The following is a 26,864-nucleotide window of genomic DNA, read 5'->3' as shown; positions in this document are numbered from 1 at the left end:
AATAATAATTATTCAGTTACTGCAAACGTCTTTTTGAAGTCGTTGATTGCAGATGCCATATCTTCATCGGAAGGAAGCTCCTTCGTTGTACGGATATGATCCAACACTTCTTTGCGGTTGTGGTCGAGCCAGGCATGGAACTCGGATTCAAACCGGCGGATATCGGTTACAGGAATATCGTCAAGGAATCCGCGAGTCAATGCATATAGAATCGCAACCTGCTTTTCAACAGGCAGCGGCTTGTGAAGGTCCTGTTTCAACACTTCTACAGTACGGGCACCGCGGCCAAGCTTCGCCTGTGTAGCTTTATCAAGGTCCGAACCAAACTGGGAGAATGCTTCCAATTCACGGTAAGAAGCCAGGTCGAGACGCAGTGTCCCGGAAACCTTCTTCATCGCTTTAATCTGCGCGGAACCACCAACCCTTGATACGGAAAGACCTGCGTTGATCGCCGGACGTACACCGGAGAAGAACAAGTCAGACTGAAGGAAAATTTGTCCGTCAGTAATGGAAATAACGTTTGTTGGGATATAGGCAGATACGTCCCCTGCCTGTGTTTCAATAAACGGCAGAGCAGTGATGGAGCCAGCACCTTTAGCATCACTCAATTTAGCTGCACGCTCGAGTAGGCGGCTGTGCAAGTAGAAAACATCCCCTGGATATGCTTCACGGCCTGGAGGGCGGCGGAGCAGCAAGGAAAGTTCACGATAAGCAGCTGCCTGCTTGGAAAGGTCATCATAAACGACCAATACGTGCTTGCCTTCATACATGAATTCTTCAGCCATTGAAACACCTGCATATGGAGCCAAATACAATAGCGGAGCAGGCTGGGATGCAGCCGCAGTCACAACAATCGTATAATCAAGAGCGCCGTATTTACGCAGCGTTTCTACCGCATTACGTACAGTTGATTCTTTCTGGCCAATCGCAACATAGATACAGATCATGTTCTGGCCTTTTTGGTTAATGATTGTATCAATTGCCACTGCTGTCTTACCGGTCTGGCGGTCACCGATGATCAACTCACGCTGTCCGCGGCCGATTGGCACAAGAGCGTCAATCGCCTTAATGCCTGTCTGAAGCGGCTCATGTACGGATTTACGATCCATTACACCAGGAGCTACTGCTTCAATAGGGCGGGTTTTTGTTGTGTTGATTGGACCCATTCCATCGACCGGCTGGCCAAGAGGATTTACGACGCGCCCGATTAGCGCTTCACCTACAGGCACCTCCATGATACGTCCGGTACGGCGGACTTCATCACCTTCACGGATTTCTGTGTATGGACCAAGGATAATAATACCAACGTTATTCTCTTCAAGGTTTTGCGCCATTCCCATAACGCCATTCGAAAACTCAACAAGTTCTCCAGCCATGACATTGTCGAGGCCATGAGCACGAGCGATACCGTCACCAACCTGAATAACAGTACCAACATCACTCACTTGGATTTCCGACTGATAGTTTTCAATTTGCTGTTTTATCAGCGCACTAATTTCTTCAGCTTTAATGCTCATGAGTTTCACCCCTATCTACGAATCTTAGATCAATAGTTTACGTTCAAGACGGTCCAGCTTGCCGCGCAGGCTGCCGTCGAATATTCGGTTTCCAATACGGACTTTGATGCCGCCCAAAAGATCGTTATCAATGATATTCTCGATGCGAAGTGCGCGCTTGCCAACCCTGGCTGCAAATGAAGCTGACAAAGCAATTTTCTCTTCATCTGAAAGCGGACGGACGCTGTAAACCTTTGCTTCAGCAATCCCTCTCGCATCATTTGCAAATTCGATATATCCATCAGCGACGCCAGGAATTTCATTTTCCCGATGACGGTCAATCAGGATCATCAATGTGTTCTGTACATATGGATTCACAGCATTGAACGCGCTTTTTACAATTGCCTTTTTCTGTTCCAGAGATAGCCTCGGAGATTTCAGCACTGCATTCAACTCGTTATCGGACTTGAATACCTCCCTGACAACCCGCAAATCTTCTTCAATCACATCCAGCAGGCCATGTTCTTTTGCCAGCTTGAACAAAGCCATTGCATAGCGTTTTGCAATCATAGAAGTGCTCATCGGCCTTTTCCTGCCTCTTGAATAAATTCGTCAATCAGCTTTTGCTGGTCCTGTTCACCCAGTTCGCGCTCAATTACTTTCGAAGCAATCAAGACAGAAAGCGAAGCAACCTGCTCGCGAATGGCGGCAACAGCCTGTTCTTTCTGCTGTTCAATTTCAAGCTTTGCTGATTCTTTAATGCGGTCAGCCTCGGCGCGGGCAATCGCAATGATTTCCTCACGCTGGACATCTCCCTGCCTGCGTGCATTTTCAATAAGGGCCTGTGCTTCAGTGCGCGACTCTTTCAATAGCTCACGCTGTTCTTCCAAATGTTTCTTCGCTTCGAGATTGGACTTTTCGGCCTGATTTATTTCGTTTTCAATATGTTGTTCACGTTCTTTCATGACGCCCATCAGCGGGCCCCATGCGAATTTTCTCAGTAATGCCAGCAATATAAGGAACATTGCTAATTGGAATAAAATATCACCGTTGTTGAATTTAGTGGCTGCTCCTAATACCAAACTGCTTGTCAACACCCTCGAGTCACTCCCTTCAAGAGTCAATCACCCGGATTCCGGATGCATATTAGTGGATACGAATTATAATTAATGTCGTGATAAACTCTATTTTTTGAATAAAGGAAAGGCGAAGTTCCTTTTTATGCGGTCTTCGCCATTGTAAAAAATCTATTATCGGCCAACTACCATAAACGCGATAACAACAGCCATGATAGGAATCGCCTCTACGAACGCAACCCCGATAAACATTGTTGTTTGAAGCATACCGCGCGCTTCTGGCTGGCGGGCCATTCCTTCTACTGTCTTAGATACAATCATACCGTTACCCAAACCTGCACCCAATGCTGCCAAACCAATTGCAATTGCTGCTGCTATAAGACCCATAATAATAAATTCCTCCTCGATATTGTTTGTAATTTTTGTTTTTGTCCATAATAATGAACAGGTTATATGTTATCAATGATCAGTGCTCACTTTGTGGGAAATGTAGACCATTGTCAACAATGTAAAGATAAAAGCTTGGATTGATCCGATAAAGACAGAGAATCCTTGCCATACAATTGTTGGTAAAGCTGCGGCCAGTACTCCGCCAAATGAGTTGGCAAGTCCTGTAGCCAGCAATCCCAGCAAAATTTCCCCTGCATAAATGTTTCCGTAAAGACGAAGACCAAGTGTCAATGTATTCGAGAACTCTTCAAGAAGCTTTAACGGAAACAGGAATCCTACAGGCCTAAAATAGCCTCTAGCATATTCCTTCGCCCCATGGAGCTTGACGCCGTAATAATGAGCGAGCCCCATAACCATAACTGCCAGTGTCAGTGTGATGACAGGGTCGGCTGTTGGGGATTTCCACCAAAGGGTATCGCCGTATGCTACAGCCAATGGAAGTCCCAGCATATTCGATACAAATATGTACATAAGTAAAGTTATGCCTAAGATATGGAACCTTCCGCCAGTTTTCCAATCCATGGAGCCTTTAATGATGTTCTTGACAAAGTCCATCACCCACTCCATGAAATTCTGCATGCCAGTTGGCTTCATGGCGAGCCTGCGAGTCGAGAGTACGGCGATGAGAAAAACAATCAGGCTTGCCGCCGTAATGGTCAAGATGTTTGATAAGTTGAAATACAGACCAAAAAACGGACCTACTATTGGATTTTCATGATGCAACAATATTCACCTCGCTTCTTATATCTATTTAGGTATAAGCATCTGTTTAAATAAATATATCATAATGACAATATAGGATGTCATTAGCCCTATCACTACACTGATAAGATGAAAATGTTCGGGATATTCCATAGCAATGATGACAGCAAAGACAGCTGCAGCCATCCTGGAAAACGTACCAAGCGAGTATACCTTCCTGCCTTTAACAGCAGCGTCCCCAAGTTGGTCCGTCTTTCTCACCAACATCCAAAGGTTAAACAAGCTGAGGGCTGTCCCCATAAAGAGCCCGGCAAAAATCTGCCGGTGGTCTGTAAATCCCCAGGCAAGTACATATAATGATAATAAGAAAAAGAGATATTTGCGAGTTCGGGCGTAAATTGCCCTTAAATCTGGCATATTTTGAATCAGTCTCCTGAAAAGTAATGCTGGACAAGGCGAAGGACGGCATATATTCCAACTGCCAATCCAATGAACAGCCCTATTATTAAAAATAGAGGTTCTGTTCCCGACTTGCCGTCAAGCCATCTCCCGGCAAAAATGCCAAGAAGGGTCGAGCCGACTAACTGGGATAGAATGGCAGACATAAGTGCCATTGCCTTGAAAGGGTTGCGGTTTTCATTACGCATTCTATCGCATCCTCACTTTTGAGAATGAGAAATGGGCAAAAAAGAGGTTATATGTATAGATAGAAGGATCCTGAAAATAATCGGAGCATCCCTGTTGGTTTAAATGAAAACCCTATCATTTATGCCCTTTGTTAGCATACAATAGCACTTTGTCGATGTCAATTTATTTGTGGTGAAAAAATTCACAAACTTTTCACTAATCGGACAATAATCAGGCTGCTAGTAAGATAAATTGATTTTTTTAATTTTCCCTATCTGTGAAGGACTTCTCCTTATATAACAACTCCTCCTGGTATTTCAAATAAAAAACCTCTTATTAAAACAATACCACAAAATCTTTTTGGTTGCTTCAAATATACCACCGGAACACTTTGTAAATTTTTTGTAAAGATTTTAAACAAGCTCCCCGCCATTAAGGGACAATATACCGAATAATGGTAACTGTCACTGATAAGCCCCATTAGTACTATACATTCCTTTACGGTGCAGGATTAATTTTGATTGTTGTTTCAACCATATCCTCTCGGCCTGCCTTTCTTGCAAACACCTTCGCACTATACGTTCCGGGTTCTGGAAGTTTATCCTCATCAATAGACTTCCTAATCATTCCCCTGTCAATTCCCCTCCCGTAATCCAGGTAACCGGCGAAACGATAATCTGCCTTCCGGAATAAAGCGATTCCAAACTCATCAGCTCCTCCTGGCAAATAGACTTCATACATATATTTTCCAGGCCCATCACCATCAGCAAAACTAAAGCCCATCACACGTGGGTAATCCGGTTCTGCAAATGCAAAGTTATACGGGAGTTTAATCTTACTGCTGCCGGCATGGATTAATAATGTACCATCTGCCATTTTTCCTTTCAGCTCATCACCATCGATACGCAATGTTATTGCAACCGTCCGCTGTTCACCAGCCTTAAGGTAAAAGGGCAGCGGCATCTTCCAGGAAAGACCGGGTTGCATTGCGGGAATGGCAAACCCTATCCTGACACTTTGATCGCCAGTATTTTTTATCGTAAGATTGCGTTTATCAGATGTTTTCCAAAATGTTTTTGGCATTTTTCCAAATGACAACGATCCCGGCATAACGAGTACATCAAGCTGAACGGCCTTCTCTGGCAAAACCCGGCCTGCCCCTTGTTCAAACGTTTTGTAACCACCTCCATTTGTTCCCCCAACAGGCAAGGCCGAATTCATAAGTGCCGCTTTTATTTCGATAGGACCCCAGTCTGGGCGAGCCTGTTTAATGAGGGCACAGGTACCTGCTACATATGGAGCAGCCATACTTGTCCCGCTCAGCTGCAAATAGCCTCCCGGTATTGTGCTAGAAATATTAACCCCTGGTGCGACAAGGTCAGGCTTGATTGCCAAAGAGCCAGTAACAGGCCCTCTTGAGCTGAACGGTGCCATACGTCTGCTTTCTTCAAAAAACAAAACACGGGCCGAATTTTTCCCAGCTTTTATCCCTCTTAAAACAGCTTCTCCAGCAGCCATAGGTGCGGACGCAACTGGTATCGAAAGTTGAGAACCTAGATTCCCCATAAAACTCCCACTTTTATTATTGTAAATAATCGCGCCTCTGGCACCTGCTTTCACGGCATTTTGGGCCTTCTGTGCAAAGGTAAGTTTTCCTCGTTTTATAAGGGCAATTTTGTTTTTAGACTGTAAAAGCTCCTGTTCTGTTCCGTAGCCTCCATCAGCTAATTCAAATGATGGGGTGGTTCTCCACTCTGCCGAACCGCCCATAGCATCAACCCTAAATTTTTCTCGGGTTCCTTCTATTATTATGTAAGGAACCTTCGTAACTGGTGTTGACGCACCTACCGAAATCGCCTTTGCGGCCGTCCCCGGTGCACCTACTGTCCATTGGCGCGGACCTGAATTACCAGAAGCTACAACTGCTGTTATCCCTTTATCGACCACACTATTCAAAGCAATTGCTAAAGGCAAATCAGGTCCGTTTATACCATTTCCAAGAGATAAATTCAAAATATCAACCTTGTCTTTTATTGCTTGTTCGATTGCTGCCAATACTTGTTCGGTCGTTCCTTTTCCCCCGGGTCCCAAGGCCCGATATGCTTTTATTTTTGCCTCCGGAGCAATACCGCGCATTTTACCATTGGCGGCAATAATGCCTGCTACATGAGTTCCGTGCAGTGTAGAAAATCCTGCGTCCCCTTTCGACTCCATCGGATCTTCATCAAGATCAATGAAATCTCTGCCCCCAAGGTAATTTTTTCTCAGGTCTGGATGGGTATAATCAATACCCGTATCAATAACTCCAACCGTAACACCTCTTCCAGTCAACAATCTCCGCTTGCTATCCACTACACGGTTATGGTTGCCTGAAAAATTCCCCTGATCTTCAAAGGAGACCTTTTTTCCCGGAGATAGAACTTCCGTTTCATATTGTTGAACTGGAGAAAAAGTTTCCACCCACTCTTCTTTCTTAAGCCTTGCTAACTGCTCATGCTCTCCTTCTATAGAAAACCCTTGAATCGCTTCAGAAAATACATGGCGAAGCTTTACACGAGGATATTTTTTCAAAAGGCTTTGAATTTGTTCTTCCTTCGCCTTCGTCTTCATCGTAATAATGACCATTTCAATCGCATGCGGGTCCTCAGTTGGTAGTGGAGGAACCGCTTTGTCTTCTTGACTGGCTTGTACATTGCCCATCAAAAAGATTAGTAGCATGGCTATAGTAAGAACTCTCATAGGATCACCCCTTCATTCATAGGGTTTGAAGGGGCATCTAAAAGTATTCACACTCCTTTTGTTTAGCAGGGCTATGCTTCTTTGATATAACAAAAAGCCGGACAGACCAACTGGGTCCATTCCGGCTTTTTAATTTTTTTCAGTTTATTTTGTCCCAAACAGCCTGTCGCCAGCATCGCCGAGCCCCGGTACAATATAGCCATGGTCATTTAGCTTTTCATCGAGACCCGCAATATAAATATCTACATCCGGATGTGCTTCGTGTAATGCTTCAACGCCTTCAGGTGCTGCAATGAGGCACATGAATTTAATGTTTTTCCCGCCACGCTTCTTCAGCGAGTGGATTGCTTCAATTGCCGATCCCCCTGTTGCAAGCATTGGATCCACAACAATAAAGTCGCGTTCTTCAACATCGCTAGGAAGTTTTACATAATATTCTACAGGCATCAAGGTTTTAGGGTCACGGTATAAGCCAATATGGCCAACCTTGGCTGCAGGAATCAGCTTAAGTATGCCATCAACCATTCCTATCCCGGCCCGAAGGATTGGAACAAGGCCAATTTTCTTCCCGGAAAGAACTTTTGCTTTGGCTATGCTTACCGGGGTTTCGATTTCAATGTCTTCAAGAGGCATGTCCCTTGTAATTTCAAAAGCCATCAGTGTAGCCACTTCGTCAACCAGTTCGCGAAACTCCTTTGTTCCAGTGTTTTTATCGCGTATGTAGGTAAGTTTGTGCTGAATTAACGGATGGTCAAATACATAAACTCTCGCCATACTAATCGCCCCTCTACTTTTAATTCTTCAGTTATAGGTTACACACTTCGTCTCATTTTACAGAAAAAACTTCACCAGGGCAACAATGTTTCCTAGCAGCAGACATAATAAAGCCGGCCCCCTCAAATGAAGGTTGCCGGCTAGTTACTTTAATATTCAGGATAAAGGGTAAATTTGCTTGTTAACGCGTCAACGCGTTCTTTTGCTTCGGATAGCTTTGCTTCATCCTCATGGTTCTTCAACGTAACCGCAATAAGTGAGGCAATTTCCTTCATTTCCGCCTCTCCAAACCCGCGGGAAGTGACCGCCGCTGTTCCGATACGAATTCCGCTTGTTACAAATGGGCTTTCAGAGTCGAATGGAATTGTATTTTTATTTACTGTTATCCCAATTTCATCTAAAACCTTTTCAGCAACCTTTCCAGTCAAGCCCAGTGAGCGAAGGTCAATTAGAAGCAGATGGTTATCTGTCCCTCCTGAAACAAGTGAAAGACCTTCTTCCTGCAATGCAGCCGCCAATGCTTTTGCGTTTGCAACAACGTTCCCTGCATATTCCTTAAAGCCATCCTCCAGCACTTCACCAAATGCAACCGCCTTTGCTGCGATTACATGCATAAGAGGGCCCCCCTGGATGCCCGGAAAGATAGACTTGTCTATTTTCTTCGCAAATTCTTCACGGCAAAGAATCAAGCCACCCCGAGGTCCGCGGAGTGTCTTATGTGTAGTAGATGTAACGAACTCGGCATAAGGAACAGGGTTTTGATGAAGGCCAGCTGCAACCAGACCGGCAATATGAGCCATATCAACCATCAAATATGCGCCCACTTCATCGGCGATTTCCCTGAAGCGTTTGAAATCTATTTCGCGCGGATAAGCGCTTGCACCAGCAACGATCAACTTCGGCTTATGTTCAAGAGCCTTCTCCCGAACATCATCATAATTGATTAGATGGGTTTTCTGGTCAACTCCATATTCAACAAACTTGTATTGTACTCCGCTGAAATTCACAGGGCTTCCATGTGTCAAGTGTCCGCCATGGGACAAATTCATACCAAGGACTGTATCCCCCGGCTCAAGCACAGTGAAATAAACTGCCATATTCGCCTGCGCACCTGAATGGGGCTGTACATTCGCATGCTCGGCACCAAAGATTTTCTTTACCCGGTCGCGGGCGAGGTCCTCTACAATATCGACATATTCACACCCGCCATAATAACGGCGGTGAGGATAGCCTTCAGCATACTTATTGGTCAGCACCGACCCTTGCGCTTCCATGACTGCTTCACTAACAAAATTCTCAGATGCAATCAGCTCTATTTTTGAACGCTGCCTCCCCAATTCCTTCTGGATTGCTTCAAAAACTTGTGAATCCCGCTCTGCCAAATGCTTCATGATAATCCCCCTCGAACGTCCCTTATTAAAGATGCTTGAAAATTCTCTATTATTTTATCAGTTTCCTATTAGAAAAGATACTTACGTGCAAGATAGATTCTCTGTAGTCCGTTCGTAAACAGCCCGTGGGCCGCCAATGAGCTTCGGCCTTGTTTTCGCAAGTGTGACATTGGCTTCGCCAAGCCTTCTGCGAGCAACCCTGATAGGAACTGCCACCTTTTTCAGATGCATCCCTATCAAGGTATCACCAATATCAATGCCAGCTTCGGCCTGGATAGATTCAACTACGACAGCATCCTCCATCGCATTAAACGCATAGGTGGCCATTGCCCCGCCCGCATGCCGAACAGGAATAACCGAAACTTCTTCTAAATTGTGTTCAAGCACAGTAGACCTTTCGACTACCAACGCCCTGTTCAAATGCTCACAGCATTGAAACGCCAATTTTACTCCTGTCTTTTCGCAGAGCTTATCAAGCTGCCGATAAATCACTTCAGCAATCTCCATTGTCCCCGCTGTTCCGATCTTCCTTCCTGCCACTTCACTCGTACTGCATCCTATGACCATCAGGCTTCCAGGGCGGAGATTTACTTGTTCAACAAATCCTTCGAGAATTTCTAAAAGTTCCTTTTCAAGTCTATCAATTGCGTCTTCCATAACGATATCCTCCCAACCATGGGCAGGCTTCGACAAAAGCACAGACAAACGAATTGTCTGCGCTTCCTTAGCGAAAGTGCCACTTATAGATTTTTGCCTTCGTATTCAGTGATCTTTCCAACCCGATTTGCATGTCTTCCGCCAGTAAAATCTGTTGTCAGCCAAATTTGCGCAATATCCCTTGCCAGGCCAGGCCCTATCACCCGCTCACCCATTGCCAGCATATTGGAATCATTGTGTTCCCTCGTTGCTTTTGCACTAAATGTATCGTGAACCAACGCACAGCGTATCCCTTTTACCTTATTGGCTGCAATGCTCATCCCAATTCCCGTTCCACAAATCAGGATGCCTCGGTCAAACTCTCCAGCAGCCACTTTTTCTGCTACAGGAAGAGCGTAATCCGGATAATCGACAGAAGTACTGCATTCACACCCGAAATCCTCATATTCTATTCCCAACTCTTCAAGAAGGGATGCTATTTCCTTGCGGATTGTAATTCCGCCATGATCTGAAGCCAGCGCTACTTTCATTCTCAGTATTCCTCCTGTATTTTTCACCTTGATTCAGAGTTCAAACCCCCGTGGTGAGGTATTCTTTCTTCTTATTATTTTGTTTTTTACTTTTTCAACAATCGTTTCATGGCTTTTGAAATAAGGTGTTCCAGCTCTGCATAGGTTGCCCTGTAAATATCCACATTTCCCCCAAATGGGTCGCTTACATCAGGATAACCATCTTCCCCGGCGAATGCTTTCAGGGTATACGTTTTATGGGCAGCCTCAGGAAATCGGGCCGTTAGCGCCTGTTTATGCGAAAGGGTCATGGTCAGGATAACTGTTGCCCATTCCACATCATCCTTTGAAAGCAGCCTTGATTGATGGCTGTGGGCAAGGCTGTTCTCATCTAGAACTTTTATAGAGTTTAGGGAAGCCGCTCCCCCATCGATGGCATAAACACCCGCGGACCTCGCCTCGACACCTTCCAGGTTTTTATTTTTTAAAATAGCCTCTGCCATAGGGCTTCGGCATGTATTCCCGGTACAAACAAACAATACGCGATGCATGTGGCCATCCTCCTTCCCTATCATTATAAGACGGCTACCCGCAATTTTCCAACTAGCCATCCACCGCTACAAAGAATTGGCATTTGCAGCGCACCCAGATCATATGGCCACTTTCTTTTTTTCCAAAAAAAATAGGCTTCCATCATGGAAGCTGTTTAAGACTTAAATGTTTTAAAGTGGCAGTAAAAGCTTAATACCAAAGGCCAGCAGGATGATGCCTCCCAATGATTCACTGTATGAACCAAGCCACCCCTGCACCTTTCTCCCTGTTAAAAGGCCTGCCCATGTCAATACTGTTGCTGCTAAACCAAAACAGGCAATTGCTGCAACGGTCCGTGCTCCATAAATACCCAACGTAAGCCCGACTGAAAAACTATCAAGACTCACGCTTAAGGCAAAAAACAGTAGGCCGAAGCCAATTGGCGTAATAATGCTCTCCTGTCCCTTCCTAAATCCTGCCCATATCATCTGGATGCCTAGCAGGATTAGCAACAAACCGCCAATCAGGGACGCAAATGAGCCAAACTGATGTGACAGGAACCTGCCTGCAATCATACCGACAAGAGGCATCCAAACATGAAATATTCCGATCGTAATCCCAATTTTAAAAATTTGGCGGAGCCTGAGCCTGTACATGCCCATCCCCAGCCCAACCGAAAAAGCATCCATTCCAAGCGCAAACGCCATTAAAAGCAGCGTCGCAATTTCCCCTACTAATGACGACATTAGACCAGCCTCCCGGACATGCTAGTTCATCATATGCACGTCCAACAGGGAATAGAAGGAAAAATCGGCATAAAGTGAAACTTCAATCAGTGGGGGTTTTCTTCATCCCCCACTGATTGTTAGTCCCGTTCTACTGCCGCTAACTCGCGAAATTACGGCGAACAAGCGGCACTATGAACCCGATTGGTTCAACTATGCCGCTGAAATGCACAGCGGCAAGTTTCACTGTATCTCACCAATCGGGCACATGCGGCTGTTATCCCCACCTACGCTTCATTGATTCCCCAGCCTTGTGGTGGGGATCTTACAGCCCGTTATTGCGGGATAAATAAAACAGCTGGAATGGCTAGTCCAGCTGTTGGGCTTTACTCTACTATCACTTTATTTCCGGCAGCCTTCATTAATCTGTTCATGATGGCATGTCCGACTCCTGTTTCAGGAAAAGTTTCACTTATAATCACATCAAGTTTATGCTCGTTAAATGCTCTCAGCGTCTCATAAAGAGCAGCTGCAACTGTTTCGAGATTGTCTCTGCTGCCACAGGCAATTACACTATCAGCCTCATACCCGCCCGCTGTCTCTTCTGCTGCCAATATGCCGACCCGCTTTCCTTCCCGTCTAAAATTGGAGGCGACTTCCTGGAGGAATTCCTTCTTTCCCTTCACAAGATAAAGCGGAGCCTCAGGAGCATAATGGCGGTATTTCATTCCCGGTGCTTTTGGTTTTGAATCACTGTTTCGGAGCGCAGGATCAACTTCCACCATCCCAATGACAGCCTCCAGCTGTTCCAATGTAATTCCGCCAGGTCTTAAAATAGAGGGTACAGAGCTTGTACAATCAAGGACTGTCGACTCTACCCCTACCCCTGTGGAACCCCCGTCGACGATTCCGGCGATCTTTCCCGTTAGGTCATGTGCTACATGCCGGGCTGTTGTCGGACTGGGCTTTCCTGAGCTATTTGCGCTAGGCGCAGCAATTGGATGCTTACATTCCTTTAGGAGAGCGAGAGCAACTGGATGGTCTGGCATCCTTACACCCACAGTATCAAGGCCGGCTGTTGCTTTTTCAGATAAGGCCCCTTTTTTCATCTGCAAAATGAGCGTTAATGGTCCAGGCCAAAATGCCTCAATCAGCTTATCTGCTACTTCCGGGATATCTTCTACAAATCCTTCCATCTGGCTGGTATCTGCAATATGAATGATGAGCGGGTTATCGGATGGCCGCCCTTTCGCATGAAATATCTTCTCGACCGCCTCATCGCTTTCGGCATTCCCTCCCAGACCGTAGACTGTCTCCGTAGGGAAAGCGACGACCTCATTGCTTGCCAAAAGCTCTGCCGCACATTTAATTTTATCTAAATCATCCAGGCCATTTCTTACAGCCCATATTTTTGTATCCATTTTCCTTCACCTAAATCTCTCTATCAACTGATTAATGGTTCCGTTTCTTCTTTTGAAAGTATAAAAGAAGAAGATACCAAAAACAAGTGTTATCAACATATTGTGGATAACAGTAGTGGAAAAGTGGATAACTTTGTGGATATATCTATTTTACAAGTGAAAATCTTAAAAAAACAGAATTGGTGACACTCAATACATTCAAAACATGAATAGAATTAAAAAATTCTGGGGGCAATTCAGATTTTACAATTCTCTTAAAGCCGATCATTTCAAAGAAAGGGATTGCGGTCCGTTTATTTGTAGCCAAATACAAAGCATTAACATTTTGGTTAGCCGCGAGCTCCACCATCTGCTTAAACATCGCCAGCAAATCTTCTTCTCCCATCCCAGGAGAAATGGCAAGTGAACGGAGCAGGCCTGCTTCTCCATATTGCTCCATACCAAGACAACCTCTCAACCTCTCTCTATCTTCAGCCAAAATGAACTGCCCAGCCCCTCTCCCTGTCAATCCATCTGTACTTAATCCAGCTTTGTTAAGAAACTCAATGATCCCCGTAAAGTCAGTCTCTTCCCCGATTCTGATTGTCATTTGCATGTCCCCACTCCCATTCTAGTAATCTACTTTATCCCGTATTAACGGGCTGCAAGACCCCGACCTTAACCCCTAGAAGAATCAAAGAAGCTTAAGCGGGGGATAACAGCCCGTAAAAACCCGATTGGTTCAACTAGGCCGCTAAAGTGCACAGCAGCAAGTTTTACTATATTGCTATGAGAGAGGGAGAAAGAATAGAACAATATTAAAAGAGGCTGTCCCAAAAATAGGGGACAGCCTCTCTGCAGAATACCTATTTACTTATTTTCGTTTTCCCAACGGGCTTTTCCGCCCTTTTCGCCTATTTCTTCATAGAAGCTCTTGTCATGATTGCGGGATGTGGCCTCTCCGCCTTTTTGACCGATTTCAGAGTAGAAATCACTGTTATGATTTTGAGCGGTTGCCTCTCCACCCTTTTGGCCAATATCCTGATAAAAATCCTTGTCGTGGTTCCTGCTAGTCGCTTCTCCACCCATTCTACCTGCTTCTTCACGAGACATCTTGCCATTGTTGTTAGCCATTGTAAGATTCCTCCTTCATGAAATTTGGTAGTACACCCTGCTTTTATCCTGCCTTCTCAATTAAAAACGCTTTACCGCGCTTTGTAATGAAGTTGTCACCACCTCGCAATCAATTAGGAAAAGCTTTCCCCATCTTCCATGTTTTTTTATGCTTAAAACTCAATAAAAAAAGACCCATCCGGGCCCTTAGTTGATAATTTTTTCCCACATTTCAACAACGAAGAATTTTACCTTTATCGGCTGCTCATCTTCAGGTGTGAATACCGGTTTTTTCTTCTCTTCTTTGCCTGTTGATATTGGTTGCAAGCCTTCCTCTCGTTCTTCAGAATGAACGTTTTCCTCTTGCAGCATCTCACCCTTATCAGTCTCTGGTCCTAGCTTCTCATCTTTAGGCACTTCACTGTCAGCCGATACAGCTTCCCTGCTCTCTTCAAAACCTGGTGATGCCACTGCGGTGCCATTTGAAAAGTCCAGAAAGCATAGAGGCGGATATAGGACACACCACCAATTTGCTCCTTTTCCTTCGCCAAGAGTAATCAGGATTGCTTCGTACTCGCCAGCTGGATACAAAAACTGTCCATACAGCTTCGTCGGGAATTTTACTTTGCCGAACTCGGCTTTTGCAGCCTGATCGGAACCATTTTCACTTAGAACTTCTCGAGCAATTTGTTCAATTTCGGGCAGGCCTGCCTTTATGGTTTCCCTTGCTTGGTCAAGTGACGTCAGGTCGCCAACCCATTCTGCTATTTTTTCATTCACTTCATCCCGGACCTTGCGTTTAAGGTCCTGGTCGACTTTCCGATCACTATTTGCCAGGATTCTAAGTCTGATGGCCTCACCCGGAATGATAATTTCCTCTTGGCTTGTGGCCTTTACTTTAGGCATATATAAATTGGCAATTGTTCCAATTGATAGTACAACTAAATACAGCCATACGAGAATTTTATTGTTCATTTCCCCCACCGTCCCTTCACTATCAACAGTGTCGCCAAGATGGGAGAATCGCAAACTAGTAAATTTCTTTTTCTTCAAATTTTTGGTATCAATAATAAATTATACAAGAGGAACTGATAAGTTTACTTTTAATTTTCGCTGAACAAAGGAATGCTCCCATGAATAATCAACCGCAGAGACAGGCGGTTTTTGCCTGTCGCGAGGCGCTTCGCTTTCCGTGGGGCGGGCGGTGAGCCTGTCTAGCCGCTCCCACCAGGACGTTGAATTAGCTTCCTTGAAAAAGCACCGCAGAAGAAAATGCGTCTTTTGCATTTTCGAACGAGTCTTCGCGCCTTCCGCTTCAATTAAATTAAGATTCTTTAGTTCCTCTTACACACTTTGTTTTTCTTTTCAAAAACAACAAAGCCCGGCGTTAGGCCGGGCAACTTCACTATTTATAGGGTTGGTTCTGGTGTGCTGACTTCTTTTAGAAGTACGAACTTTCCTTTTTCAAAAATCATTTCCTTTAGGGTATACAAAAAGCCGGATTCCCCATCCTCACTCTGAACATATTCAAGGACCATATCCCAAACCATGAATGGCTCATTAACCTGAATAGTAGGAATATCAACTAGCCCTAAGTCAGGTTCAGTCGTCAACAATGTCATATCCCCAGCGTGGAGGCCATGAGCCCTCAACTCGATAATGGCATCCTCAAGCTTATGAAAACAGTCAAAAATGCCGGCAATGGCATGATTCATGTTCGTTCTCCCCCTATGTTTAAAAGCCGACTCATTGTTTTTACCCGCTGACCGGCCCCCTTAAACACATATTCGAAGGAATACTATTATTTATGGCTGTCGCACACTGCAAACGTAAACCATCCGTTCCCTTCCATTCATATCAAGAACTACTTCCACCGAGGCTTCGGGGAACGTTTTCCTACAAAGCTCAGCAACCGCTTCCCCCTGTCCTGCTCCTATTTCAAAGCCAACAAGTGATTGGCTTTTAAGTACCTTTGGAAGCTGCATCATAAATCTCCTGTAAAAATCCAATCCATCCTGCCCAGCGAACAAGGCCCTGTGCGGCTCATGTTCTGTTACAACATCCGACATCCACGCTTTATCTTCTTCGGGGATATAGGGAGGGTTGGAAAGAACAACATCTAGTTTCATACCTGAATCTATAAAAGGCTCCAAGAGATCCCCCTGGATAAAGGTTAGTTCAGCCCCAAGAGCCCTCGCATTTTCTCTAGCAATCTTTAATGAAGCTTCTGCAATATCAGTAGCTGCCACATCCAGGACAGGAAGTTCCAGCTTCATCGTAACGGCAATTGCCCCACTTCCTGTTCCAATATCGGCAAGCCGCAAACCCTCCCCAGCCCCAAACAATGTCTTCATTCTCCTTAGGGCACCGTCAACCAGTTCCTCTGTTTCAGGACGCGGAATTAATACTTCTTCGTTGACTATAAATTTCCGTCCATAAAATTCCTCATGGCCAATAATATACTGGACCGGCCTTCCGGCTGCATGCTCCTTTACAGCCGACTCAAATGCGTTCCAGTGTTCCACTGCCAACTCATCCCGGATTGTAGCAAACAGCTGGGCCCTTGACATGCCAGCTATATGGCGCAGCAGCAATTCACCGGCAAATTCCTCCCGTCCCGCCTTTTTTAAAAAAGGAGAAGCCCAATTTAGGGCTTCAAACACTTTCTTACACATCGGAGGCACTTTCCAGCTTCTTGGACTGATCTTCAAGGGTCAATGCATCAATAATTTCATCGAGCTTACCCTCAAGGATAATGTCCAGCTTTTGAAGTGTCAGGCCAATCCGATGGTCTGTCACACGGTTTTGCGGAAAATTATAGGTACGAATCCGCTCGGAACGGTCTCCGGTGCCGACAGCCGATTTCCGTACCTGGTCATACTCAGCCTGTGCTTCCCGCTGGAATTTATCATACACACGGGCACGGAGGATTTTCATTGCTTTGTCCCGGTTCTTGTGCTGGGACTTTTCATCCTGCATCGAAACAACAATTCCTGTTGGAATATGAGTTAACCGCACTGCGGACATTGTTGTATTAACGGACTGGCCGCCTGCACCACTTGATGCAAATGTATCGAAGCGGATGTCCTTGTCATGAAGCTCTACTTCCACTTCTTCGGCTTCCGGCAAACATGCTACAGTAGCAGTCGATGTGTGAATCCTTCCGCCGGATTCTGTTTCTGGAACACGCTGGACACGATGAGCGCCGTTTTCATATTTCAACCTGGAATAGGCCCCTTGGCCATTAATCATAAAGATGATTTCCTTAAAGCCGCCAAGGCCGGTTGGGCTTGCATCCATTATTTCGGTTTTCCATCCCTGGGCTTCTGCATAACGGCTATACATGCGGTAAAGGTCACCTGCAAATAGTGCCGCTTCATCTCCCCCAGCCGCACCACGGATTTCAAAAATAACGTTTTTATCATCGTTCGGGTCCTTCGGAATAAGGAGAATCTTAAGCTTTTCTTCAAACTCCTCGATTTGCGAGGAAAGCTCGCTGACTTCCTCCTTTACCATTTCGCGCATGTCAGCATCCAGCTTTTCATCCAACATGGCTTTTGCATCCTGAAGCTGTTCCTTGACTGACTTATATTCCCGATAAACTTGTACAGTTTCCTGTATATCTGATTGCTCTTTTGAATATTCACGAAGCTTTTTTGAATCACTAATAACGTCCGGGTCGCTTAAAAGCTCATTCAGCTTCTCGTAACGATCCTCAACAGCCTGAAGACGATCAAACACACTCATTCACCTCAAGTTTGTAATCTAACTTTTTGTATCCACATTGTTAAAGGGCAGCAATTCTGACTGCCCAAAACGTCCAATTTGTTTGAGCATTAACACCAAGGGAAGCCTTCCATTAAATAGGTACTCTTTATTATATTACAGGTGAGTTCCTCCGTCAAAAGAGCCTATAGTGATTGTTCTTTCCATCTTTTTAAATGAGGGACACCTAGTCTAAGATGTCATTTAAACCAGAGAAATAACCAATAAAAAAAGGTTTGTCCTTTAACTTCGGACAAACCTCTTTATTCTCTCATGTACTAATTGGCATCTTAAAGCGCTTTTGTTTTATTGACCAAGTCAACCTCTTCAACAGCAATAGCTGTTTTTGGAACCTCGTGATGGTGCCTGCAGCGCGGTTCGTATGCTTCTGAAGCACCAACAAGAATGACAGGGTCATCATAAGAAGCCGGACGCCCATCAATCAGGCGCTGCGTCCTGCTCGAAGGTGATCCACAGACAGCGCAAACTGCCTGAAGCTTTGTAACCAGCTCGGCAATGGCCATGAGTTCAGGCATCTTGCCAAACGGCTCTCCGCGAAAGTCCTGGTCAAGCCCCGCGGCAATCACCCGGTATCCACTATTCGCAAGGTGCTGGATTACATTGACAATTTCATCATCAAAAAACTGAACTTCATCTATAGCTATAAGGTCTGTTTCAACATCAATATGGTCAAAAATGGCAGTGGAGTGGGAAATAGGCATTGCAATAAACGAAGATCCATTATGGGAGACAACGGACTCCTCACTGTAGCGGTTATCAATCTTTGGTTTAAAAACAGCAACTTTTTGTTTCGCGAACTGGGCACGGCGTACCCTTCGGATCAACTCCTCCGATTTCCCCGAAAACATGCTGCCGCATATAACCTCTACCCAACCGCTTTGCTTCATTACATACATACTGTTGCCTCTCCTTCCTTCCATACCCTGTCAATTTATTATGTATAAGTGAACTCGATTTCACACATATCTCTATATACGTTATAAAACCCAATAATCTGGCAAAACAAACACAAAAATCGCCAGAAAACGGGTAATTCCGCAGTAGAAAAAGTAAAAAAACAGGCAAGCGATGTTGATTCTTGCCTGTTTTTGAACAGTTGCATTTTTATTGCTGCTTAATGCCGTATTTCTTGTTGAAGCGGTCAACACGTCCGCCAGCTTCAGCGAATTTTTGACGGCCTGTATAGAAAGGATGGCACTCGGAGCAAGTTTCAACACGGATCTCGTTTTTAACAGATCCTGTTTCAAACGTGTTACCGCAAGCGCAAGTCACCTTTACTGTCTTGTAATTTGGATGAATTCCTGCTTTCATTCTTTTCATCTCCTTCCGCCCTGAGTCATTCCGAAACAGAGTTATAAAATCGGGCAATTGTCCCGATGTGGAAAAACACACTGGTATCATTATAGCAGGGACATACCCATTTGGCAAGATGGGATTTTCTAGAAAAAGGGTTTTTCTTTGGTTCTTCACCAAAAGAAGTGGTATAAACTAGTTTGTTAATTTCCACTCCACAAAGGGAAGCTTCTTAGAATAATCATCGCAGAGACAGGCGCTTTTTGCATTTTCAACGAGTGCGCGCCTTCCGCTCCAATCAACCTGCTCTTTTATTAAAAAATCGCACTGGTAAAGTCCAATCCTACTTTTCTCTACGATTGCTGCCTTCTTGATGTATTAGCCTTCATTTCTTCGCCAACCTGGGCAAAGAATTCCTCATTCGATTTGGTCTGCTTCAGTTTCTTTAAGAAACGCTCAGCAAAGTCCGGACTGTCAGACATCGACTTTCTGATTGCCCACAGTTTGTCTAGATGATCCTTCGGCAACAGGAGCTCTTCCTTCCGAGTTCCTGAACGGCGAATGTCGAGGGCAGGGAAAATGCGCTTTTCAGCAAGAGAGCGGTCAAGGTGAAGCTCCATATTGCCTGTACCTTTAAACTCTTCGTAAATCACATCGTCCATTCTTGAACCTGTATCAACCAGGGCTGTTGCCAAGATTGTCAGGCTGCCGCCCTCTTCAATATTTCTTGCCGCACCAAAGAAGCGCTTTGGACGGTGGAATGCGGCAGGATCGATACCGCCGGATAAAGTACGGCCGCTTGGGGGAATGACAAGGTTATATGCCCGAGCAAGCCTGGTAATGCTATCCATGAGAATAATGACATCCTTCTTATGTTCTACAAGCCTCATAGCACGCTCGAGTACAAGCTCGGCTACTTTTATATGATTTTCCGGTACTTCGTCAAATGTTGAACTGACAACATCCCCTGCAACAGACCGTTCAATATCTGTTACTTCCTCTGGACGCTCATCTATTAAAAGAACAATGAGTTCTGCCTCCGGATGATTTGTGGTAATGCTGTTGGCAATTTCCTTTAACAGCATTGTTTTACCTGCTTTAGGAGGGGCAACAATCAGGCCGCGCTGACCAAAGCCTACAGGTGCAACAAGGTCCATAATTCGGGTGGAAAGATGCTTTGGAGTTGTTTCAAGTTTGATTTGTCTGTCAGGATAAAGGGCTGTCAATGCTGGAAAATGGACGCGTTCCTTGGCAGATTCCGGGTTTTCTCCGTTAACCGCTTCTACATGAAGGAGGCCATAATAGCGCTCGCTTTCCTTCGGGGGCCTTACCTTCCCGGATACTTTGTCACCATTCCTTAGGTCAAACCTGCGAATTTGTGAAGCTGAAATATAAATATCCTCCGAGCTGGGCGAATAATTAATCGGGCGCAGGAAGCCAAACCCTTCCGACTGAATGATTTCAAGGACACCTTCCATAAAGAAATAGCCCTGTTCTTCAGCTCGTGCTTTAAGAATTGAGAAAATCAATTCCTTTTTTGTCAATTTGCTGTAATAAGAAACCTTGTATTGACGGGCAAGCTCATACAGTTCCTTCAGCTTCATATTTTCGAGACTAGTAATTGTTAATTCCATTAGTACACCACACTTTACTATTTTGGTTCATGTCTTGCTGCATCCACAAGGATGCCTTGGCCATTGAGTAAAACAAGATTTTGTTTTTAGGCTATCTTTTGGATATACCCAAGGACCTGGCGCCTGTATTCCTTTTTAACAGTTGAAATGCCTTGTTTCGTTGCAGAGAGGGATTCTATTAACATGAAGGATTCTTGAAGTTTGATTGGAAGATAGGTTAAGCCTGCAAAACAATTTATATTTTACCCCTATTCACAGGAAATAACCATGTTTTTTAAAAATATCTTTTAAAAGCCGTTCCCGGAGCACTAAAATAAGCCCGGGGACGGCAGCCTGTGAGTCTTTACTTTATAACAAGGTTAGGCTTTTTCGTTAAGCTGTGGCGGCCCTCAATAAACCGGACTGTTCCGGATTTCGCCCGCATGACGATTGAATGTGTCGATCCATAGCTTCCCTTAAACTGAACACCCTTTAGAAGCTCTCCGTCAGTAACGCCTGTTGCCGCAAAAATGGCGTCATCCCCACGAACCAGATCTTCCATCCGAAGCACTTTGTTCACATCGATCCCCATTGTTTTGCAGCGTTCAATTTCAGCATCATTTTGAGGTTCGAGTTTGCCAATCAATTCCCCGCCAAGGCACTTCAGAGCAACAGCGGCTATGACCCCCTCAGGAGCTCCTCCCGATCCGAACAAGATGTCAACACCGGTAAAGTCGAAAGCCGTATTGATTGCTCCTGCTACGTCACCGTCATTAATCAGCTTGATTCTGGCCCCCGCTTCACGAAGTTCCGCAACAATATGGGCATGCCGGTCACGGTTCAGGACCGTTGCCACAACATCCTCAATATCTTTATTTTTGGCACGGGCAACAGCCTTTAAGTTATCAAGAACGGAAGCGTTAATATCAATTTGGCCGACCGCTTCCGGCCCAACTGCGATTTTGTTCATATACATATCGGGTGCATGCAGGAGATTTCCGTGGTCCGCTATTGCCAATACGGCCAATGCATTCCACCCTCCGGCAGCAACGATGTTCGTCCCTTCAAGCGGGTCTACTGCAACATCGACTCTCGGCCCATAGCCTGTGCCAAGTTTTTCGCCTATGTAGAGCATTGGTGCCTCGTCCATTTCTCCTTCGCCGATGACAACAGTTCCCTTCATTGGAACAGTATCGAACACATCCCGCATCGCCGAAGTGGCAGCGCCGTCAGCTTCTTCCTTCTTACCGCGTCCCATCCAGCGGGCAGAGGCAAGTGCTGCTGCTTCAGTTACCCGGACAAGTTCCATTGTTAAGCTTCTTTCCATGGTCTTTCCCCTTTCAACATTCACACGTTTACGAAAAATTAAGACACCTTTAAAAGGCGCTGCCTAAAAGGGCGGGCGCCTTTAAAGACATTTTCCCTCCATTAAGAGGAGGATATAAGTTTACTTTCTACAAATCAGGTATTCTTTAGCTGTTCCGCCTCTTCTTCTGTCATGGCTTCGCGCCATACAGTTGCTCCAAGACCATGGAGTTTTTCAACGAGATTGCTATAACCCCTGTCAATATGCTCAAGCCCAGTAACCTCAGTTATTCCCTCAGCCATAAGCCCTGCGATGAACAATGCGGCACCAGCTCGCAGGTCGCTCGCCTTTACCTTTGCCCCTTGAAGCTGGACTGGCCCTGAAATAATCGCGGATCGCCCTTCAACTTTAATGCTGGCATTCATCCTGCGCAACTCATCAATATGCTTAAACCGTGCCCCATAAATCGTATCTGTGACCATGCTGGAGCCTGCAGCTTTTGTTAAAAGTGCTGTGAAAGGCTGCTGCAAGTCGGTAGGGAATCCCGGATAGACAAGGGTTTTTATATCGACTGCCTTCAGTTTTGAAGTACTCCTTACAAAAACCTGGTCGTCACCCGCTTCGACATACACACCCATCTCGCTTAGCTTTGCCAGCAAGGATTCAAGATGATGCGGGATGACATTATCGACAAGGACGCCTTCACCCATGGCTGCGCCAAGGATAATGTAGGTTCCTGCCTCTATTCTGTCGGGAATAATTGTATGCCTGCACCCATGAAGGTTTTCAACACCTTCGATACGAATGACATCGGTCCCCGCACCTTTGATTTTCGCGCCCATATTGGACAAAAGCGTTGCAACATCAATGATTTCCGGCTCTTTGGCCGCATTCTCAATAATCGTACGGCCTTTGGCGCGTACCGCGGCAAGCATGATATTAATCGTTGCTCCTACGCTGACAACATCGAGGTAAATCCTTGCCCCTTTTAATTCATCCGCACGAAGATATATGGCTCCCTGTTCATTTGTAACACTAGCACCAAGGGCCTCAAATCCTTTGATATGCTGATCGATTGGCCTTGGGCCGAGGTGGCATCCACCCGGAAGTCCAATTACTGCCTTTTTGAACCTTCCAAGCATTGCACCCATCAAATAATAGGAAGCACGGAGTTTTTTCACTTTTCCATTTGGAAGCGGCATCGAAATCATTGCCGAGGGGTCAACAGTCATTTCATTGTCTGAAAGCTGTACCTTCCCTCCTATTTCTTCAAGCAGCCCTTTAAGAATTTCAACATCGGAAATATCAGGAAGCCCTTCTATTACTACCGGGGAATCTGCAAGAATTGTAGCAGGGATGAGTGCAACTGCACTGTTTTTGGCGCCGCTTACCCGGACAGTTCCTTTTAATGGGTAACCGCCGGCTATTTTAAGCTTTTCCATTTTAGTCTCCCTTTCCAGCCATCGTACATTAGCTTTGCGGCTGATTCATAAAACCAGCCGCATTAAAGGTATTATTTTCCATAAGCAAAAGGCACATTCCGACAGTTTGTCTTAACCATTAGTTTACACGAAAATCCCCTTTTCATGTACTGATAACCAAAAAAGTTTATGGAAAAAGTAAGGAATCTTACTCCATCTTAAAAAGGAACGAAACACCCCGCACCCTTACAATTGTTTTCAGAGAGCCAGCTGCCCTTCTTAGAGAACGGTTTAGCGGGAATTCCAGTCCTTTAAAAATGCCTCAATACCCTTATCTGTCAGTGGATGATGGAAAAGCTGCATCAACACTTTGTAAGGAATTGTTGCAATATGTGCGCCCCTTAGCGCAGCCTCAGTGACGTGCTGTGGATGCCTGATGGAGGCAGCGATAATTTCAGTATTCAATCCGTGAACTGCAAATATTTCATATATAGTTGAGATTAGCTCGAGGCCATTATGTCCGATATCATCAAGCCTCCCGAGGAATGGTGACACGTATGTCGCACCGGCACGGGCAGCCAGAAGCGCCTGGTTGGCACTGAAAATCAGGGTTACGTTCGTTTTAATACCCTCCTGCGAAAACGCGTGGACTGCCTTTAGCCCATCGGGAGTCATCGGTACTTTAATTGTAATGTTCGGAGCAATCTTGGCAAGCTCCTTCCCTTCCTTGATCATACCTTCTGCATCCAGTGCAATAACCTCAGCACTTACAGATCCTGGAACAAGATCGGTAATTTCCTTTAAACGGTCTTCGAATGAAACGCCTTTTTCCTTTGCCACAAGGGAAGGATTTGTTGTAACCCCGGAGAGAAGACCAAGGGCATAAGCATCACGTATTTCATTCATATTGGCTGTATCTATAAAAAATTTCATTTGTAATCCTCCAATTTATATAGTATCAGCTAGCAAAAAAATACACTGAAACCGCCTCTATTCAGAAGCGGTTCCAACTATTTTATAGATTAACCTAATTTATTTGCTTTAAGCCCTGCCAGAGGAACCAAATTCACGCATTTTCCCTTGGACTGTTTCCTTAATTGCATCCCGAGCTGGCCCAAGATATTTGCGGGGATCATATTCGTTTGGCTTTGCAGCCAGCACCTCGCGGACAACCCTGGCAGAAGCAATTTGGTTTTCAGTATTTACGTTGATTTTGGCTGTACCAAGCGAGATGGATTTTTGAATATCCTTAGTAGGAATGCCAGTTCCGCCATGTAAAACGAGCGGGACGCCAGTAGCTTGACCGATTTCTTCCATTTCCTTGAAGCCAAGGTTTGGTTCTCCCTTATATGGGCCATGTACGGAACCAAGGGCAGGAGCGAGGCAGTCAATCCCAGTACGGGTAACGAGTTCCTTACATTCCTCAACATCCGCATAGATTACGCCATCAGCAATGACATCATCTTCCTGTCCGCCAACTGTTCCAAGCTCAGCTTCAACAGAAACACCTTTCGAGTGGGCATACTCCACAACTTTGGACGTAATTTCAATATTTTCTTCGAACGGGTGATGGGAAGCATCGATCATGACGGAAGTGAAGCCGGCATCGATGGCAGCCTTACACTTTTCATAGCTAGACCCGTGGTCAAGATGGATTGCGACTGGGACTGTGACACCATAGTCTTCGATAAGTCCTTCTACCATTTTGACAACTGTTTTAAAGCCGCCCATATATCTTCCCGCACCTTCGGAAACACCAAGAATGACAGGGGAGTTTTCTTCTTGCGCGGCAAGCAGGATTGCCTGGGTGAACTCAAGGTTATTCAGGTTAAATTGCCCGACTGCATAGCCTTCCGCTTTTGCTTTGTTGAGCATTTCGGTCATAGAAACTAAAGGCATTATTCTTCCTCCTTAAAGTTGGCTGTTCCGTTAATACGGCCTCCGTAAGTAAGGTTAACCCCCACTAGGCGGATTATGTATAATGGCATACTAACAAACAGCCTTCGATTCCATTTGTTATCATATCAAACCAGGTAAGGAAATGCCATTAATAGGCTGCCTGTGCGCAAAATGTCACAATGAAAGCGAACACATAACTTTTACCCTTTGGAATAAAAATAAAACGCATAGTCTCTCCCCGAAAGATTGGCAATGCATATTTGCTCTATAGGTAACCAGGCTATGACCTCACCGCATATGTCCTTACAGCATTACGGATATCGTCAATGTCAAACGGCTTTGCAAAATGTGTAATCGCGCCAAGATCCTTCGCTTCCTGTATCATGTCAAGCTCTCCATAAGCTGTCATGATGATTACTTTAATATCCGGCTCAATCACTTTCATCCGCTTCAGAATTTCTATTCCATCCATTCCAGGTATTTTCATGTCAAGGAGGACAAGGTCTGGCTTATGTTTCTTTACAATATCCAATGCCTGAATGCCGTTAGCGGCCTGGAACGTAGCATAGCCTTCCTTCTGAAAAACTTCATTCAGCAGGATGCGGATTCCAAATTGATCATCAACTATCAAAATTTTCTCTTTCATGCAACATCGCCTCAATTCCCACTTTTTCTACTCATATGTACATAATCCTTCCTCAGACTAATTCTATTTTTCTCGCCCATATCCTTCAATTTCCCTCCTTCAATTTCCGACATTTTTTGCATAGCTGCAAAATTTGTCTATAATGAAGAAAAAATAGTAGGGGGATACATGTATGCTGAAAATGTTTTCGACGCAGCTTACAGGACTGCTGGGGCGAATATACTCAAAACAGGAAGAAAATTTCGAAGATGCAGCTCGGCTGCTTGCACAGGCAGCTGCCGGCCAGGGGAAAATTTACATCTATGGTGCAGAGGAAATGGCCTCGGTTGGATTGGAAGCCATTAAAGGAGCCGAGCCGTTGAAAAGGGCGGCAATTTGGGAACCTTCCTCCCCTCCAGCTCTTACACCAGCAGACAGGGCCATTATCGTATCGCGCTTTTCCTCTGATCCTGATTTAGTAAAAGTTGCGGGGATCTTACATCAAGAAGGTGTTCCCTATGTATCCATCTGTACAAAAGAGGAAGAAAAGGATAGTACACTTACTGATTTAGCGGATGTCCATATTGACCTTTTCCTGAAAAAAGGACTGCTCCCTGACGAGACAGGCGGAAGGTATGGATATCCGGCACCTATAGCCGCCTTGTACGTGTATTACGCCTTAAAATTTACAATCGATGAGATGCTGGCTGAGTATGAGGAACTTCTTTAAT

The 26,864-nt window shown here is 45.1% G+C and carries 29 protein-coding genes and 1 pseudogene; 1 reads left to right on the top strand and 29 read right to left on the bottom strand.

Annotation, left to right across the window (positions count from 1 at the left end; translation table 11 throughout):
• Positions 1-8: 8 nt before the first annotated feature.
• From atpA to A8F94_RS22210, 29 genes and pseudogenes are all read right to left on the bottom strand, one after another.
• Entirely contained in the window at positions 9-1,517 is a 1,509-nt protein-coding gene (gene atpA / locus A8F94_RS22350) for a F0F1 ATP synthase subunit alpha (protein ID WP_066205930.1), read from the bottom strand.
• Positions 1,518-1,541: 24 nt separating this feature from the next.
• Positions 1,542-2,078 (bottom strand): F0F1 ATP synthase subunit delta, encoded by a 537-nt coding sequence (locus tag A8F94_RS22345; RefSeq protein WP_066205927.1) that lies wholly within the window; start codon positions 2,076-2,078, stop codon positions 1,542-1,544.
• The gene (locus A8F94_RS22340) at positions 2,075-2,593 is read right to left on the bottom strand and encodes a F0F1 ATP synthase subunit B (RefSeq protein WP_066205925.1); all 519 of its coding nucleotides are present in this window, start codon (positions 2,591-2,593) and stop codon (positions 2,075-2,077) included. Before A8F94_RS22340 ends, A8F94_RS22345 begins: the two co-directional genes overlap by 4 nt.
• Positions 2,594-2,746: 153 nt before the next feature.
• Positions 2,747-2,959 (bottom strand): F0F1 ATP synthase subunit C, encoded by a 213-nt coding sequence (gene atpE, locus A8F94_RS22335; protein ID WP_066205922.1) that lies wholly within the window; start codon positions 2,957-2,959, stop codon positions 2,747-2,749.
• Between the two features lie 72 nt (positions 2,960-3,031).
• Positions 3,032-3,745, bottom strand: coding sequence for a F0F1 ATP synthase subunit A (gene atpB / locus A8F94_RS22330; RefSeq protein WP_066205919.1), 714 nt, complete (start codon positions 3,743-3,745; stop codon positions 3,032-3,034).
• Between the two features lie 24 nt (positions 3,746-3,769).
• Positions 3,770-4,141: an ATP synthase subunit I gene (locus A8F94_RS22325; protein ID WP_066205917.1), complete on the bottom strand. Its 372-nt coding sequence runs from the start codon at positions 4,139-4,141 to the stop codon at positions 3,770-3,772.
• 8 nt (positions 4,142-4,149) lie between these two features.
• Positions 4,150-4,371, bottom strand: a complete 222-nt coding sequence (locus A8F94_RS22320; protein ID WP_066205914.1) for an AtpZ/AtpI family protein — start codon at positions 4,369-4,371, stop codon at positions 4,150-4,152.
• A 478-nt stretch (positions 4,372-4,849) separates the two neighbouring features.
• A complete protein-coding gene (locus A8F94_RS22315; RefSeq protein WP_066205911.1) occupies positions 4,850-7,090 on the bottom strand; it encodes a S8 family serine peptidase in 2,241 nt (746 codons plus the stop codon).
• Positions 7,091-7,234: 144 nt separating this feature from the next.
• Positions 7,235-7,864, bottom strand: a complete 630-nt coding sequence (upp, locus tag A8F94_RS22310) for a uracil phosphoribosyltransferase (RefSeq protein WP_066205908.1) — start codon at positions 7,862-7,864, stop codon at positions 7,235-7,237.
• Positions 7,865-8,013: 149 nt separating this feature from the next.
• Positions 8,014-9,255, bottom strand: a complete 1,242-nt coding sequence (gene glyA / locus A8F94_RS22305) for a serine hydroxymethyltransferase (protein WP_066205906.1) — start codon at positions 9,253-9,255, stop codon at positions 8,014-8,016.
• An 81-nt stretch (positions 9,256-9,336) separates the two neighbouring features.
• Entirely contained in the window at positions 9,337-9,912 is a 576-nt protein-coding gene (locus A8F94_RS22300; RefSeq protein WP_066205903.1) for a TIGR01440 family protein, read from the bottom strand.
• 83 nt (positions 9,913-9,995) lie between these two features.
• On the bottom strand, positions 9,996-10,442 hold the full coding sequence (gene rpiB / locus A8F94_RS22295) for a ribose 5-phosphate isomerase B (RefSeq protein ID WP_066205900.1): 447 nt from the start codon (positions 10,440-10,442) through the stop codon (positions 9,996-9,998).
• Between the two features lie 86 nt (positions 10,443-10,528).
• Positions 10,529-10,972 carry a low molecular weight protein arginine phosphatase gene (locus tag A8F94_RS22290; protein WP_066205898.1) on the bottom strand — a complete coding sequence of 148 codons (444 nt, stop codon included), beginning with the start codon at positions 10,970-10,972 and terminating at the stop codon, positions 10,529-10,531.
• 171 nt (positions 10,973-11,143) lie between these two features.
• On the bottom strand, positions 11,144-11,698 hold the full coding sequence (locus A8F94_RS22285) for a manganese efflux pump MntP (protein WP_066205896.1): 555 nt from the start codon (positions 11,696-11,698) through the stop codon (positions 11,144-11,146).
• 365 nt (positions 11,699-12,063) lie between these two features.
• Positions 12,064-13,098: an L-threonylcarbamoyladenylate synthase gene (locus A8F94_RS22280; RefSeq protein ID WP_066205892.1), complete on the bottom strand. Its 1,035-nt coding sequence runs from the start codon at positions 13,096-13,098 to the stop codon at positions 12,064-12,066.
• A gap of 145 nt (positions 13,099-13,243) precedes the next feature.
• Positions 13,244-13,687 (bottom strand): GNAT family N-acetyltransferase, encoded by a 444-nt coding sequence (locus A8F94_RS22275; protein WP_077247863.1) that lies wholly within the window; start codon positions 13,685-13,687, stop codon positions 13,244-13,246.
• 263 nt (positions 13,688-13,950) lie between these two features.
• Positions 13,951-14,211, bottom strand: a pseudogene (locus A8F94_RS22270) (KGG domain-containing protein); the annotation flags it as partial.
• A 186-nt stretch (positions 14,212-14,397) separates the two neighbouring features.
• Positions 14,398-15,165, bottom strand: coding sequence for a stage II sporulation protein R (spoIIR, locus tag A8F94_RS22265; protein ID WP_066205880.1), 768 nt, complete (start codon positions 15,163-15,165; stop codon positions 14,398-14,400).
• A gap of 434 nt (positions 15,166-15,599) precedes the next feature.
• The gene (locus A8F94_RS22260; RefSeq protein WP_066205877.1) at positions 15,600-15,905 is read right to left on the bottom strand and encodes a hypothetical protein; all 306 of its coding nucleotides are present in this window, start codon (positions 15,903-15,905) and stop codon (positions 15,600-15,602) included.
• Positions 15,906-15,995: 90 nt separating this feature from the next.
• On the bottom strand, positions 15,996-16,865 hold the full coding sequence (gene prmC, locus A8F94_RS22255; protein ID WP_066205875.1) for a peptide chain release factor N(5)-glutamine methyltransferase: 870 nt from the start codon (positions 16,863-16,865) through the stop codon (positions 15,996-15,998).
• On the bottom strand, positions 16,858-17,931 hold the full coding sequence (gene prfA, locus A8F94_RS22250; RefSeq protein WP_066205872.1) for a peptide chain release factor 1: 1,074 nt from the start codon (positions 17,929-17,931) through the stop codon (positions 16,858-16,860). The genes prmC and prfA overlap by 8 nt, the downstream gene beginning before the upstream one ends.
• Positions 17,932-18,245: 314 nt before the next feature.
• Positions 18,246-18,872 (bottom strand): thymidine kinase, encoded by a 627-nt coding sequence (locus tag A8F94_RS22245; RefSeq protein WP_066205869.1) that lies wholly within the window; start codon positions 18,870-18,872, stop codon positions 18,246-18,248.
• 208 nt (positions 18,873-19,080) lie between these two features.
• Complete coding sequence (gene rpmE / locus A8F94_RS22240) at positions 19,081-19,287, bottom strand: 50S ribosomal protein L31 (RefSeq protein ID WP_066205866.1); 207 nt, start codon at positions 19,285-19,287, stop codon at positions 19,081-19,083.
• Between the two features lie 335 nt (positions 19,288-19,622).
• Complete coding sequence (rho, locus tag A8F94_RS22235; protein ID WP_066205863.1) at positions 19,623-20,903, bottom strand: transcription termination factor Rho; 1,281 nt, start codon at positions 20,901-20,903, stop codon at positions 19,623-19,625.
• Positions 20,904-21,246: 343 nt separating this feature from the next.
• Positions 21,247-22,209 carry a class II fructose-bisphosphatase gene (glpX, locus tag A8F94_RS22230; protein WP_066205860.1) on the bottom strand — a complete coding sequence of 321 codons (963 nt, stop codon included), beginning with the start codon at positions 22,207-22,209 and terminating at the stop codon, positions 21,247-21,249.
• Between the two features lie 134 nt (positions 22,210-22,343).
• The gene (locus A8F94_RS22225) at positions 22,344-23,630 is read right to left on the bottom strand and encodes a UDP-N-acetylglucosamine 1-carboxyvinyltransferase (protein ID WP_066205858.1); all 1,287 of its coding nucleotides are present in this window, start codon (positions 23,628-23,630) and stop codon (positions 22,344-22,346) included.
• Positions 23,631-23,900: 270 nt separating this feature from the next.
• Positions 23,901-24,542, bottom strand: coding sequence for a fructose-6-phosphate aldolase (fsa, locus tag A8F94_RS22220; protein WP_066205856.1), 642 nt, complete (start codon positions 24,540-24,542; stop codon positions 23,901-23,903).
• Positions 24,543-24,650: 108 nt separating this feature from the next.
• Positions 24,651-25,508 carry a class II fructose-bisphosphate aldolase gene (locus A8F94_RS22215; RefSeq protein ID WP_066205853.1) on the bottom strand — a complete coding sequence of 286 codons (858 nt, stop codon included), beginning with the start codon at positions 25,506-25,508 and terminating at the stop codon, positions 24,651-24,653.
• A 280-nt stretch (positions 25,509-25,788) separates the two neighbouring features.
• Positions 25,789-26,154 carry a response regulator gene (locus A8F94_RS22210; RefSeq protein WP_066205849.1) on the bottom strand — a complete coding sequence of 122 codons (366 nt, stop codon included), beginning with the start codon at positions 26,152-26,154 and terminating at the stop codon, positions 25,789-25,791.
• A 172-nt stretch (positions 26,155-26,326) separates the two neighbouring features.
• Here A8F94_RS22210 and A8F94_RS22205 point away from each other — a divergent pair, with 172 nt between their 5' ends.
• Positions 26,327-26,863, top strand: coding sequence for a DUF2529 family protein (locus tag A8F94_RS22205; RefSeq protein WP_066205846.1), 537 nt, complete (start codon positions 26,327-26,329; stop codon positions 26,861-26,863).
• The last annotated feature ends 1 nt before the right edge of the window (position 26,864 follow it).

It is taken from the genome of Bacillus sp. FJAT-27225 (genome assembly GCF_001685025.1).
Lineage (GTDB): Bacteria > Bacillota > Bacilli > Bacillales > Cytobacillaceae > Bacillus_D.
This window is presented reverse-complemented; position numbering and strand designations above follow the sequence as displayed.

Bases quoted from the DNA above. Each gene is read 5' to 3' on its own strand.
- A8F94_RS22345 (WP_066205927.1), bottom strand. From the start codon at position 2,078: ATGAGCACTTCTATGATTGCAAAACGCTATGCAATGGCTTTGTTCAAG.
- A8F94_RS22205 (WP_066205846.1), top strand. From the start codon at position 26,327: ATGCTGAAAATGTTTTCGACGCAGCTTACAGGACTGCTGGGGCGAATA.
- glpX (WP_066205860.1), bottom strand. From the start codon at position 22,209: ATGGAAAGAAGCTTAACAATGGAACTTGTCCGGGTAACTGAAGCAGCA.
- atpE (WP_066205922.1), bottom strand. From the start codon at position 2,959: ATGGGTCTTATAGCAGCAGCAATTGCAATTGGTTTGGCAGCATTGGGT.
- A8F94_RS22280 (WP_066205892.1), bottom strand. From the start codon at position 13,098: ATGGATACAAAAATATGGGCTGTAAGAAATGGCCTGGATGATTTAGAT.
- rpiB (WP_066205900.1), bottom strand. From the start codon at position 10,442: ATGAAAGTAGCGCTGGCTTCAGATCATGGCGGAATTACAATCCGCAAG.
- atpA (WP_066205930.1), bottom strand. From the start codon at position 1,517: ATGAGCATTAAAGCTGAAGAAATTAGTGCGCTGATAAAACAGCAAATT.
- prmC (WP_066205875.1), bottom strand. From the start codon at position 16,865: ATGTGTAAGAAAGTGTTTGAAGCCCTAAATTGGGCTTCTCCTTTTTTA.
- upp (WP_066205908.1), bottom strand. From the start codon at position 7,864: ATGGCGAGAGTTTATGTATTTGACCATCCGTTAATTCAGCACAAACTT.
- A8F94_RS22320 (WP_066205914.1), bottom strand. From the start codon at position 4,371: ATGCGTAATGAAAACCGCAACCCTTTCAAGGCAATGGCACTTATGTCT.
- A8F94_RS22290 (WP_066205898.1), bottom strand. From the start codon at position 10,972: ATGCATCGCGTATTGTTTGTTTGTACCGGGAATACATGCCGAAGCCCT.
- A8F94_RS22315 (WP_066205911.1), bottom strand. From the start codon at position 7,090: ATGAGAGTTCTTACTATAGCCATGCTACTAATCTTTTTGATGGGCAAT.
- A8F94_RS22285 (WP_066205896.1), bottom strand. From the start codon at position 11,698: ATGTCGTCATTAGTAGGGGAAATTGCGACGCTGCTTTTAATGGCGTTT.
- glyA (WP_066205906.1), bottom strand. From the start codon at position 9,255: ATGAAGCATTTGGCAGAGCGGGATTCACAAGTTTTTGAAGCAATCCAG.
- A8F94_RS22325 (WP_066205917.1), bottom strand. From the start codon at position 4,141: ATGCCAGATTTAAGGGCAATTTACGCCCGAACTCGCAAATATCTCTTT.
- fsa (WP_066205856.1), bottom strand. From the start codon at position 24,542: ATGAAATTTTTTATAGATACAGCCAATATGAATGAAATACGTGATGCT.
- A8F94_RS22300 (WP_066205903.1), bottom strand. From the start codon at position 9,912: ATGGAAGACGCAATTGATAGACTTGAAAAGGAACTTTTAGAAATTCTC.
- rho (WP_066205863.1), bottom strand. From the start codon at position 20,903: ATGGAATTAACAATTACTAGTCTCGAAAATATGAAGCTGAAGGAACTG.
- A8F94_RS22215 (WP_066205853.1), bottom strand. From the start codon at position 25,508: ATGCCTTTAGTTTCTATGACCGAAATGCTCAACAAAGCAAAAGCGGAA.
- A8F94_RS22210 (WP_066205849.1), bottom strand. From the start codon at position 26,154: ATGAAAGAGAAAATTTTGATAGTTGATGATCAATTTGGAATCCGCATC.
- rpmE (WP_066205866.1), bottom strand. From the start codon at position 19,287: ATGAAAGCAGGAATTCATCCAAATTACAAGACAGTAAAGGTGACTTGC.
- A8F94_RS22260 (WP_066205877.1), bottom strand. From the start codon at position 15,905: ATGAATCATGCCATTGCCGGCATTTTTGACTGTTTTCATAAGCTTGAG.
- A8F94_RS22245 (WP_066205869.1), bottom strand. From the start codon at position 18,872: ATGTATGTAATGAAGCAAAGCGGTTGGGTAGAGGTTATATGCGGCAGC.
- A8F94_RS22275 (WP_077247863.1), bottom strand. From the start codon at position 13,687: ATGACAATCAGAATCGGGGAAGAGACTGACTTTACGGGGATCATTGAG.
- spoIIR (WP_066205880.1), bottom strand. From the start codon at position 15,165: ATGAACAATAAAATTCTCGTATGGCTGTATTTAGTTGTACTATCAATT.
- A8F94_RS22225 (WP_066205858.1), bottom strand. From the start codon at position 23,630: ATGGAAAAGCTTAAAATAGCCGGCGGTTACCCATTAAAAGGAACTGTC.